10 protein-coding genes are annotated in these 11776 nt (G+C 68.9%); 4 read left to right on the plus strand and 6 right to left on the minus strand.

From position 1 onward, the window contains the following. Window positions 1-36 precede the first annotated feature (36 nt). Entirely contained in the window at window positions 37-1044 is a 1008-nt protein-coding gene (locus BCM27_RS25070; RefSeq protein WP_004021011.1) for a bile acid:sodium symporter family protein, read from the plus strand. On the opposite strand, the gene BCM27_RS25075 is transcribed toward BCM27_RS25070, so the two are convergent. Together BCM27_RS25075 and BCM27_RS25080 are read right to left on the minus strand one after the other, a co-directional pair. Further along, window positions 1045-3096 (minus strand): CocE/NonD family hydrolase, encoded by a 2052-nt coding sequence (locus BCM27_RS25075; RefSeq protein ID WP_004021010.1) that lies wholly within the window; start codon window positions 3094-3096, stop codon window positions 1045-1047. Between the two features lie 148 nt (window positions 3097-3244). Further along, entirely contained in the window at window positions 3245-3838 is a 594-nt protein-coding gene (locus tag BCM27_RS25080; protein ID WP_004021009.1) for a YqgE/AlgH family protein, read from the minus strand. Between the two features lie 145 nt (window positions 3839-3983). Here BCM27_RS25080 and BCM27_RS25085 point away from each other — a divergent pair, with 145 nt between their 5' ends. Further along, a complete protein-coding gene (locus BCM27_RS25085; protein WP_033204205.1) occupies window positions 3984-5318 on the plus strand; it encodes an MFS transporter in 1335 nt (444 codons plus the stop codon). On the opposite strand, the gene BCM27_RS25090 is transcribed toward BCM27_RS25085, so the two are convergent. Beyond that, entirely contained in the window at window positions 5299-5856 is a 558-nt protein-coding gene (locus BCM27_RS25090; RefSeq protein WP_004021007.1) for a hypothetical protein, read from the minus strand. The two genes, BCM27_RS25085 and BCM27_RS25090, sit on opposite strands and share 20 nt — an antisense overlap. Before the next feature lie 120 nt (window positions 5857-5976). On the opposite strand from BCM27_RS25090, the gene BCM27_RS25095 reads away from it, so the two are divergent. Beyond that, a complete protein-coding gene (locus tag BCM27_RS25095) occupies window positions 5977-7068 on the plus strand; it encodes an aminotransferase class V-fold PLP-dependent enzyme (RefSeq protein WP_004021006.1) in 1092 nt (363 codons plus the stop codon). 30 nt (window positions 7069-7098) lie between these two features. On the opposite strand, the gene BCM27_RS25100 is transcribed toward BCM27_RS25095, so the two are convergent. Together BCM27_RS25100 and BCM27_RS25105 are read right to left on the minus strand one after the other, a co-directional pair. Next, complete coding sequence (locus tag BCM27_RS25100; protein ID WP_004021005.1) at window positions 7099-8634, minus strand: glycerol-3-phosphate dehydrogenase/oxidase; 1536 nt, start codon at window positions 8632-8634, stop codon at window positions 7099-7101. Between the two features lie 36 nt (window positions 8635-8670). Next, on the minus strand, window positions 8671-9267 hold the full coding sequence (locus tag BCM27_RS25105; RefSeq protein ID WP_033204208.1) for a TetR/AcrR family transcriptional regulator: 597 nt from the start codon (window positions 9265-9267) through the stop codon (window positions 8671-8673). Window positions 9268-9316: 49 nt separating this feature from the next. On the opposite strand from BCM27_RS25105, the gene BCM27_RS25110 reads away from it, so the two are divergent. Further along, a complete protein-coding gene (locus BCM27_RS25110) occupies window positions 9317-10225 on the plus strand; it encodes a diacylglycerol/lipid kinase family protein (protein ID WP_033204210.1) in 909 nt (302 codons plus the stop codon). A 27-nt stretch (window positions 10226-10252) separates the two neighbouring features. On the opposite strand, the gene BCM27_RS25115 is transcribed toward BCM27_RS25110, so the two are convergent. Beyond that, the gene (locus BCM27_RS25115; protein ID WP_004021002.1) at window positions 10253-11719 is read right to left on the minus strand and encodes a CCA tRNA nucleotidyltransferase; all 1467 of its coding nucleotides are present in this window, start codon (window positions 11717-11719) and stop codon (window positions 10253-10255) included. Window positions 11720-11776 lie beyond the last annotated feature (57 nt).

The following is an 11776-nucleotide window of genomic DNA, read 5'->3' on the forward strand; positions in this document are numbered from 1 at the left end:
CGCGTCGTCTCACACCACTGATCTCGGGGCACATCCATGCGTACTCTCAAGAATCTTCTCGATCGCTCACCGATCGACGGCTTCATCCTGGCCATCATCATCGCCGTCGTCGTCGCCGCCTTCCTGCCGGTTCGCGGCGCGGCAGCAGAGGCACTCGACTGGGTGGTGATCGTCGCGATCGCCGCGCTGTTCTTCCTCTACGGCACGCGACTGCATCCGCGCGAAGCACTCGAAGGCCTCCGGCACTGGCGACTGCACGTCACGATCCTGGCGTTCACGTTCATCGTGTTCCCGATCGTCGGGCTTGCGCTCAAACCGGTCGTCGAGCCGCTGATCGGCGAGGATCTCTACGCCGGCCTGCTGTTCCTGTGTCTGGTGCCGTCGACTGTCCAGTCCTCGATCGCCTTCACCTCGATGGCCCGGGGCAACATCGCCGGTGCCATCGTCAGCGCGTCCACGTCGAACATCCTCGGCGTCTTCCTGACCCCGCTGCTCGTCGTCGCGCTGATGCAGAACGCAGGCGACATCAGCATCGACGCGACGTCCGTGCTCAAGATCGTCGCGCAGATCCTGGTGCCGTTCCTGATCGGGCAGCTCGCCCGCAAATGGGTCGGCCCGTTCTTCACCCGGCACGCGAAGATCACCAAGCTCGCCGACCGCGGCGCAATCGTGCTCGTCGTCTACGTCGCATTCAGCGAGGGGGTCGTCCAAGGCATCTGGTCGACGGTCGGCGTCGGCCAGGTCATCGCCGTGACCGTCATCTCCCTGCTGCTCGTCCTGGTGATGCTCGCGATCACCGGCTGGCTGCCGAAGCGGCTCGGCTTCGATCGCGCCGACACGATCGCCATCCAGTTCTGCGGCACCAAGAAGAGCCTGGCCACCGGCCTGCCGATGGCGACCGTCCTCTTCGCCGGGACCACCGTCGGCCTCATCGTGCTGCCGCTGATGATCTTCCACCAGATCCAGCTCATGATCTGCTCGTGGCTGGCCACCCGGTACGGGCGCGAGGCCGACGACGCCGAAGTGGCCGGCGCGCCGGTGTGATCAACCGACCGGCCGACCCACCGGCGTCGACAGCGGCAGGTTCACGAAGCTCGGCCGGTTCGGGTCGAGTTGGATGTGCTGCGGCCGCAGTCCGGACTCGTTCAGCAACGGCCGCAACGGAAGACCGCGTGGGAAGTTCATCGCGAACACGTCGACCCGCAGCCGGTGCCCCGGCTTGATCAGCGCCTCGGTCGGCAACAGACCGATGTCGACGCTGACCGGACGGCCCGGCACGACCGGCTGCCGCGACGCCAGGGTCAGCTCGTAGAACGGATCGATCACGTCACCGTTGGGCGCGAACTGCGAGGCCGCCTTGTCGTACCCGCGCAGCGACGCCATCACCTGACCCGAGGTCAGCACCTTCGACGTCCCGTCGGGGGCAACGTCGTTCAGCGTCGCCGTCCAGTAACCGTCGGTGGCGTCCAGCACGGTGTTCAGCCGCACGTTCGAGTACCCGGACACGCTGCGCGTCGTCGTCAGCGGGGGAGTGGTGAACGACAACGCCGCGCGCTCGGAGATGCGAGCATCGTCGGCGCACAAGGGGAAGATCGCGAGGGCGCCGGCCAGCTGTTGCGCGGCGTCGCGCGAACACATCGGTGCCAGACCGGGCGCGATGGTCATCCGGGCACGCGAGGCGGGTGGGGTGGGGGTCAGGCTGCCGTCGCGGACCGCGTGCGCCGCGGTGCCGCTGCGCCGGTCGCCGAGATAGAGCCGCTGACGTTCCATCCCGGCCCGCGGGAACTGCTGCGCGGTGATCCACGAGTCGCCGACCTGCTTGAGGTTGACCGGCCCATAGGAGTCGACACCGTTGTCGATTCCCTTGAGCCACTTGTCGAACCACGCCTTCTGTAAGACGTCCAACCGTGGCGGGGTGTTCCGCCGGCCCTCCTGGCCGCCGCCGATCGTGAGGTGATACCCGTCGCCCATGATCAGTTGCTTCTGGCCCGGCGGCAGCGGGATCTTGTTGTACATCCGGACTTCACTGTTGGTGAAGAGGTCGAACCAGCCGCCGTAGATGAGCGTCGGGGTGGTGATGCGATCGGCGTGGTCGAGCCAGGACGACCGTGGCTCGGAGTCGTTGTCCAGCAATGCCTTCAGGTTCGGCGGCACCGACGGGATGTCGGGGGTCAGCAACGCGGCGAACAATTGCGGGTAGAACGTGAACGGGTCGGAGATCCGGTCCGCCAACCACTTCCAGTCGAACGTGCCGTTCAGCATCGACGCGACGTTCGGGATCATCTTGGTCGTGTTGACCAGTGTCAGCCACAGCGGGAGGAATCCGACACCCAGAGCGCCGCCCGGGGCGACGATGTCGCGGATGAGGTCGCCGCCGGGCTCGACCGGGAAGATCGCCTTGAGTGCCTTCGGGTTCTTGTTGGCGGCCTGGATCTGGTTGATCGCCGAGTAGGACACACCCGACATGCCGACCTTGCCGTTGGACCACCGCTGCTTCGACGCCCAGTCGATCACCTCGATGGTGTCGCGCTGTTCCCGCGACTGGAAGACGTCCCAGACGCCCTGGGAGAAACCGGTGCCCCGGACGTCCACGACCACCTGCGTGTAACCGCTGCGGACGAGGTCGAAGTCGACGAGGAAGGTCTTCGCACCGCCGTCGCGGATCGTGTGCGCGATGTCGTTGATGCCGTCGATCGGCGTCCCGGACAGGTTGATCGACCGCGCGATCTGCAGCAGATAGGGCTCGAGGACCGGGTTCTGCATCACCGCGGATCCGACGGTGGTGATGAGCTTGGTGTACGGCGTCATGTTGACGATGACGGGCGTCTTGGTCGACGTCGGTCGCTCGCGGACGTCGGCCGGGCGGTACACGTTGGCCCGGAGCACCGTGCCGTCGCTCATCCGGATCGGGACATCCCAGGTGACGTTGACGCCGGCGTACGGCTGCGGGCCGTCATGGCTCGCCGCCCACCGTGCCGCATCGGCTCCGCCTGTCGGTCCGACCGGTGCGGCGCCCGCCACAGCGATCGGCGCGACCAGCGCGACCACCGCCAGGACCACCGCGATCAGGACCCGAGCACTCTTCGACCCACTCATGCACACCCCCGCATGTCATGCGCTGGAGAAACCACGGTTGATCCAGCGAGCTTGTGATCAAGCGTCCACAACCTAACACCTCGGGGGTGACGTGGATCACCGGGTGTCTCAGGGAATGCTCAGCATCACCGCCGGGTGCCGGGACGACTCAGTTCAAACTGAGATCGATCGGGTGTGTCGCGAGGAGTGGCTTGGGCCAGGCCTGCCTGCGCAGGACGTCGAACCACACATCGGACGCCGGCGGCGCGAGCAGATCGCGGGGGAGTGCCGACGCGGTCATCCAGCTGAACTGGTCGAGCTCGTCGTCGAGCTGCCCGACCCCCCAGCCGCTGTAGCCCGCGAAGATCCGGACGCCCTCGAGGACGTCGGCAAGAGGTTCGGGGTCGGCGTCGAGGTCGACGAGGACGACCCGGCCGTCCACCGGTCGCAGGGCGGGTACGTCGTCGACGTCGATTCCCGGTTTCACCACCCCCAGGCACAGCGCGGCTTCCTGGTTCACCGGCCCGCCCACATAGAGGGCGCGCGGCGAGGCCGCGATGTCGGTCCACTGGGGCAGGAGATTGTGGACGGCGGTCTGGCTCATCCGGTTGAGGATGACACCGAGGCTGCCCGACTCGTTGTGCTCGATCACGTAGATGACGGTGCGCGCGAAGGTGGGTTCGACGAGGTCGGTCGACGCGATCAGCGCGGTGCCCGCCCGCACCCTCGGCGTCGGGTCGGCGTCCCACGGAACGCCGGGCATACGTGCACCACCACCGGCACCCGCCGAGTGCTCTCCGGGACGGGATTCCGGTGTGGGATCGTCTGCGTCGTCACCTCCGGCCACCCGACCATCATCGCACGTCCGTGGCCGACCGGGTCCATCGTCAGCTCGGTACCCTGGATCAGTGAGCAGCACCCAGGTGACCCGTGACCGACGCGGGTGGTCGGTGTTCGTCCACTCCCTCCGTTCCTCGCCTGGACTCGGCCGCCTGCTGTCGGTGCGACTGTCGAGTCAGATCACCGACGGCATCTTCCAGGCCGCGCTGGTCGGCAGCATTCTCTTCAACCCGGAGCGCCACGCCGACCCGCTCGCGGTGGCCGGTGGCCTGGCAGTGCTGCTACTGCCGTATTCGCTCATCGGCCCGTTCGCGGGGGCGTTGCTCGACCACTGGGATCGACGCAACGTGTTGCTGTACGCGAACCTCCTGCGCGGACTGATCATCGGACTCGTCGCACTCTCGGTCGCCTCCGGCGCGCCCGACGTCGTGGTGTTGATCTCCGCGCTCGCCGCGACGGGCGCGAGCCGGTTCGTCGCCGCCGGGCTGTCCGCCGGACTGCCCCACGTCGCCCGGCGAGAAGTGCTCGTCGCCACCAACGCACTGTTCACGACACTCGGTGGCGCGATGCTCACCGTAGGGCTCGGCGTCACGCTGGGTCTGCGTGCGATCTTCGGGGACGACAACGTCGGCAGCGCCCTCACGATGCTCGCCGGGATCGTGCTCGCCGTCGTCTCCGGCGGGCTGGCACACGGGTTCCGCCCACTGCAGCTCGGCCCCGACGAGCCCGACGATCCGGGTCGTTCGGCGGTGCACGCGGTGTCCGTCGGGCTGTGGCACGGCGCGCGTGCCGTCGCGCACCACAAGACCGTGGCCGCCGCGCTCTCGGCGATCGGCGCGCATCGGCTCGTATTCGGGATGAACACGCTGATGATCCTGGTGCTGACGCGCCAGATGGGCCCCGGCGACGGCCTCGACCGCGTCAGCGTCGTGATCGGCTTCACCGGCGCCGGTGCGCTTCTCGCCGCGGTCGTGACGCCGATCGCGGTGGCACGCGCGGGCCGGTACGCGACCCTGCTCGTGGCGCTGGGCGTCGGGGCGGTCGCGGAACTCTCCGTGCTGAGTTTCGAGTTCGCGGTGATCTGCGGTTCGGCATTCGTGCTGGGGCTCATCGGCCAGATCGCGAAGTTGTGTGGAGACGTGGCGATGCAGGTCGACGTCGACGACGCGGTACGCGGTCAGGTGTTCTCGGTTCAGGACGCCGTGTTCAACATCGCCTATGTCGGCGCGGTGACGGTCGCGGCCCTCGCGATCCCCGACAACGGGCGGGCGACCGGGCTCGTCGTGCTCGGGGTGGTGCTCTACCTCCTCGGAATGCTCGTGGTGCGCCTCCTTCATCCGCGCGGGCACGGGTCCACCCAGCCCACGACCGTGCGGCCCACCGTCACCGACCCCGCCGCGTGAACCGCGGATCCCGCTTGTCGTAGGTGGCGTCGGCGATCCCGTCCCCGTTCGTATCGACCAGGACCACATCGTGTCCGCCATCGGCATCGGAATCCACGTACAGACGTTCGCCGACGATCCGGCCACCCCGGTCGGCTCCCACGATCTCGGCGTCGGGGTCACCGTCATCGTCGAGGTCGATTCGGGTGACGAGCGCCGCCGGGGGTCGCGAATTCTCGTCGGGGACGTCGCGCCGCGGCAGCTGGTCGCCGGCGAGGTCGGCTCGCGCGACGGGCTGGTCCCAGAGTCCCGCCCCGGAGTCGCGGTAGAACGCATCGGGCACTCCGTCGTCGTCGGTGTCGAGAGCGGCCACGTCAGCGACACCGTCCGCGTCCGTGTCCCACATCGCGTCATCGCGATGTCCGTCGCCGTCGAAGTCGAGCCGGATGGCATCCAGGGCTTCGGACCGCGCGGTCCCGAGCGCGAGATCGGCGGTGCCGGACCAGCGCGTCGTCGGACCGTCGCCGGTCCCGAAGAAGTACTCGATCGCCGGGTCCATGAGGTGTTGGACGCAGCGGGGCGTCGTCCGGTTCCCCGGAGTGGACACATCGCCGGGCCGGGTTTCACCGACGCACCCGCCGGGTGACCCCGCACCCGACCACCCGGTAGGTTGTGGCCCATGTATGTCAGCGATCTCGGCGAGCAGTGGCACGCGGCCCGGCTCGAACCAGCCCTGGCACATCTCGACTCTGCGTCGGCGGGTCGCTCCTCCTACGCACTGATCGGCGCGATGACCGCACATCTGTGGCGGGAGACCGAACGCGGTTCCTACGTCGCCGCTGATGACCGCGCCGATGAGATCGCGCGGGACACAAGGAATCTCGCCGCGCTCATCGGACACACCGGCGACGAGGTCGTCTTCCGTGAGAGCGCCCGCGCCGCACTGCGTGCCCTTCTCACCAACTGGAGCCTGCCCGTCACCTCGACGGTGTGGGTGGCCAAGAACGAATTCGGGCCCAACCTCGAGGAGTTCGAGCGCCGCGGCTACGCGGTGCGGACGATGCCCGACGGCGACGTCTACGGTCATGTCGACACCGACGCGCTCGAGAACATGCTGCAGTTCGAGCAGCCCGACTTCATCCACGTCTGTCACATCGGCTCGATGTCCGGTGTGGTGCAGCCGGTCACGCGGATCGTCGAACTCGCGCACCGCGCCGGAGTGCCCGTGGTGGTGGACATGGCGCAGTCGGTGGGTCACGTCCCCACCGTCACCGGTGCCGACGTGGTCTACGGCACCAGCCGCAAGTGGCTCACCGGTCCGCGCGGCGTCGGGTTCGTCGCGGTGCGCCGGGACTCGTTGCGGCCGGTCCGGATCGACGGCTCGGAGGCATTCATCGCCGGACGCCTCGGACTCGGTGTCGCCGTTCGCGAGCTGCTGGAGATCGGCCAGCAGCGCGTGTTCCGCGAACTCGCGAAGATCGGCAAGGCCACCCGCGAGCGGCTCCACGGCATCGCCAGCTGGGAGGTCCTCGAACCGATCGACGAGCCGTCGGCGATCATCACCCTCGCACCCCCGCCCGGGTGGCAGTTCGACGACGTCGCCGCCGCCCGCGACAAGCTGCTCTCCCTCGGCGTCCTGGTGACCGCCGCGGACACCTGGCGCGCGCCGCTCGCGACCGAGCACCCGGTCCTCCGGATCAGCCCACACCTCGACGTGCGCAGGTCCGAACTCGATCAGGTCGCCGACGCGTTGCGGACGATGGGTTACTGACGCCCCGAGCTAGCCCCGACACCGAGCACCTCACCCGAGCACCTCGCCGACGATCCGTTCGATCTCCGGGCGTGCCGCGTCGGCGTCACGCCGGACGAGTCCGATCCGGGTGCGCCGGTGCAGGATGTCGTCGGCGTCGAGGGCTCCCTCATGAGTCATCGCGAACTCGATCTCGGCGCGGGTGACGTCGATCCCGGGGACAATCGGATCCAGCGGACGATCGATCGTCGCGGCGTCCACGACGGCCGGCGCCTCCCCGCCGAATCGCTGCACGAGCGACGGCGGCAGGCCCTGTTCCCGCGGACTCCGCACCGCCCCCACCAGTGGCGTCGTGGTCGTGACACAGTCTCCGGCCGCCAGATCGGTGGTCGCCAGCGCGGCGTCGACGGCGTCCTGCGCCATGCGCCGGTAGGTGGTGAGCTTGCCGCCGAGGACGCTGACAAGGCCGTCGCCGCGCACACCGATGTGATGCTGCCGCGAGACATCGGCGAGTGCGTCGGCATCGCGCCCGCCCCCGCCCCCGCCACCGCGGGTGTCGACCAGCGGTCGCAGGCCCGCGAACGTGCCGACGATGTCCGAGCGGTCGAGTGGCCGCGCGAGCGCGGGATTGATCGCGTCGAGCAGGAAGTCGATCTCCGACTCGTCCGGCGTCGGGACATCCGGGATCGGTCCCGGCGCGGCGACATCGGTGAGGCCGACGTAGACGCGACCCAGCTGGGCGGGTATCGCGAAGACGAACCGCGACACCGAGCCGCCCAGCGGGCTCATCAGCGCGGCGCCGGGATTGCCGAGCCTGGCCGCGTCGACGACGAGATGTGTTCCGCGACTGGGATAGACGGCGATACCGTCGTCGATGCCGCCGGACCAGACCCCGGTCGCGTTGACGACCATCCGGGCACCGACGTCGAACCTCTCGCCGGTCTGCCGGTCGGTGAGGGTGGCCCCGCGGCCGTCCACGCGTTCGGCCCGGACCCGGGTGCAGATCAATGCGCCGTAACCCGCGGCCGTCCGCGCAAGTGCGATGACCAGTCGGGCATCGTCGATAAGCTGGCCGTCAGCGGCGGAGATCCCGCCGCGCAGACCATCGGGGGACACCGCCGGACAACGGCCGAGGGTCTCCAGCGCCGACAGCCGTGAGGGTGGGGGCAACAACGAATCGGAGGTGCCGGCGTTGCGTCGGAGCACGTCTCCCGCCCGGAGACCCACACGAATGACAGCGCTCTGCCGGCCGCCGCGATCGGGGATGATCTGCCGGAGGGGGGCGATCAGATGTGGGGCGATGGCGGTCATGAGGTGATGACGCTCGACCGCGCTCTCCCGCGCGATCCGGATCTCACCCTTCGCCAGGTAGCGCAGGCCGCCGTGCACGAGCTTGCTGCTCCAGCGGGAGGTCCCGGCCGCCAGGTCGTCCTTCTCCACGAGCGCAACGCGCAGACCCCGGGTCGCGGCGTCGAGCGCCACGCCGGCGCCGGTGACACCGCCTCCGATCACCAACAGGTCGAGAGGTTCATCGGATGCCAACCGGTCCAGCGCACAACGGCGGGTCTCGGCGGACAGCGTGGCCATCAGTGCCGTCCCGCCGCGGGATCGGTGCTCACGTCGTCACCCGTCGCCGCCCGGTCCGACCGGACGCAGGTAACCGGCCAACATCTCGTGCAGTTCGACGCTCCAGCCGTCGGCGAGGATGTCGGACACCAGCGCCCCCGACTGCAGGAACGACTGCGCGATCAGCAGCACCATCGCGGCCATCCGCTTGGTGTCACCCGCACGCACCTGTCGCCGTTCCTGCCCCTGCGACAGCATGTCGGCGAGAATGGCGAGGATTCCCTGCTGGCTCGTACCCAGACGCTCGAAGACGTACGGCGACATGAACTCTCGCTGCTCACGCCACAGCGAGGCGATCAGTTCGTCGTCCCGGAGCGCGCCGACCACCGCCACCACCTGCCCGACGAGCGCGTCGAGATCGGCGGGCTCACCGGTTCCGCCGATGGCATCTTCGACCACCCCGAGGACCTCCCGGGTCAACAGACCGCGGATGATCTCGGTGATGTCGGGCCAGCGGCGGTACACCGTCGGTCGACTGACGCCTGCTTGTCGGGCCACTTCGGAGACAGTCACCTTGCGTCCGCCGCTACGCAGCAGGCAGCTCCGCGCTGCATCCAGAACGAGATCCCCGATCTCCTCGTTACGGATTGCCATGATGTGTAACACTGTAACGGATCACTTGAACGGCGGGGGGCCGACTCATATGACTATCGAACACGCCACAGTTGTGGCCAGTCCGTACGCGCGTCACGGAACGGGACTCCGTGTGGCGCACGACGCTGCGGAACTCCTGCGCGCCCGGGACGTGGAGGTGGAGGTCATCGTCGGCGAGGACATCGCCGACGCCGCCGATCTCGCGGGCAAGGCAGCACGGGGAGACACCGACGTCATCGTCGTCGTGGGGGGCGACGGCACGGTGCGTCTGGCGGTCGAGGCCATCATCGGATCCGGCAAGCCACTCGCCGTCATCCCGGCCGGCAGCGGAAACGACTTCGCGCGCAACCTCGGCATCCCGCTCGAGCCCGCCGATGCCGTCGAGGTCGTCCTCGCCGGACACCGCCGGCCCATCGACCTCGGCCGCGTCAGCTTCCCGGACGGTCAGACCGCGTTGTTCAGCACGGTCGCCGCCACCGGGTTCGACGCAGCCGTCACCGCCCGCGCGATCGACATGCGCCGCCCGCGCGGGCAGTCGCGGTACACGATCGCGGCGCTGCTCGAGCTGCTCGCGCTGCGCTCGCGCCACTACCAGGTCCGAGTCGACGACCAGGCCGTCGAATCCGACCTCGTCTTCGCCGCGATCGGCAACACCACGTCGTACGGCGGCGGTATGAAGATCACTCCTGCGGCCTCGATCACCGATGGGCAGCTCGACGTGACGCTTGCGCTCACCCCGCCGCGGCTGGCCCGCTGGACGATTGCCCGCGTGTTCCCGAAGGTGTTCTCGGGCAAGCACATCGACAGTCCCAATGTGCGGACCATGCGCGGCGAGGAAGTCGAGCTCTACTGCGATCCGCCGGCGCTGGTGTCGGTCGACGGCGACCTCGTCGGACAACTCCCGGCGGTCTTCGAAGCGGTGCCCCACGCGATCGAGGTCTTCGCACCCGCGAGCTGAGCCGGCCGGGGGATGCCGCGGGCGGCGTCACTTCCCGCCGCGGGCCGCCCACCATTCCCGCAACGCGTCCTCCGCCTCATCGCGGCTCAGGGGTCCGCGGTCGAGTCGCAGTTCTTTGAGGTGACGCCATGCCTGACCGACGATCGGACCGGGCGGCACACCGAGGAGTTCCATGATGGCGTTGCCGTCGAGGTCGGGACGGACCTTCTCCAGGTTCTCGGCCGCCTGCAGGGCGGCGATCCGCTGCTCGAGGTCGTCGTAGTTCTGTTGCAGACGCCGCGCGCGCCGTTTGTTGCGCGTGGTGCAGTCGGCGCGCACCAGTTTGTTCAGCCGGTCGAGCAAGGGACCCGCGTCGGTGACGTACCGGCGGACGGCCGAATCGGTCCACGCGCCGTCACCGTATCCATGGAACCTCAAATGCAGGAAGACCAGCTGCGCGACATCGGACACCACCGCTTTGGGGTACTTCAGGGCCCGCATCCGTTTGCGCACCATCTTCGCGCCGACCACCTCGTGGTGGTGGAAGCTGACGCCGCCTCCCGGTTCGTGGCGGCGCGTCGCGGGCTTGCCGATGTCGTGCAACAGGGCCGCCCAGCGCAACACCAGGTCCGGATCGCCGTCCTCGAGGTCGATGGCCTGGCGGAGCACGGTCAACGAGTGCTGGTAGACGTCCTTGTGCTGATGGTGTTCGTCGATGGTGAGCTTCATCCCCGGCACCTCGGGCAGCACCCGCTCGGCCAGGCCGGTCTCGACCATCGCGTCGAGGGCCTCGATCGGGAACTCCCCGCAGATCAGCTTGTCCAGCTCGGTGCGAACGCGTTCGACGGTGATGCGTTCGATCTCGCCGTTCATCTCGGTGATGGCCTGCCACACCCGCGGCGCGAGCCGGAACCCCAGCTGGGAGACGAATCGGACCGCGCGCAGCATCCGGAGCGGGTCGTCGCCGAACGACTGCTCCGGGGTCGCCGGGGTGTCGATGACCCCCGCCAGGAGTGCGGTCAGACCGTCGAGTGGATCACAAAAATCCTGGGCGCCGGAGGAACCGATCTGCACGGCCATCGCGTTCACCGTGAAGTCGCGCCGGATCAGATCGTCCTCGAGCGACTCCCCGAAGGTGACATCCGGATTGCGGCTGACCTGGTCATACGCGTCCGCGCGGAACGTCGTGATCTCGATCAGGTGGTCACCCTTGCGGACCCCGACCGTGCCGAACTCGATGCCGACGTCCCAGAACGCGTCGGCCCAGCCGCGGAGCAGCTGCGAGACCGCCTCCGGGCGCGCGTCGGTCGTGAAATCGAGGTCGTTGCCCAGCCGGCCGAGGATCGCGTCGCGCACCGAGCCGCCCACCAGGTACAACTCGTGGCCGGCGTTCTCGAAGAGGGTCCCCAGCGGCACCAGGACGTCGTCGAGTTCGCGGAGCGCGATCGCCGCGGCGGCGAGCAGACGGGTGCGCCGTTCCGGGTCCGTCGCGCTCGATCGCCCGTCCGAGCTCACCTGGTCCGAAGAGGCCGTCGTCCCGGACGAGGATGTGTCGTTCACGGCTTGTCACCC

It is taken from the genome of Gordonia terrae, assembly GCF_001698225.1.
GTDB lineage: Bacteria > Actinomycetota > Actinomycetes > Mycobacteriales > Mycobacteriaceae > Gordonia > Gordonia terrae.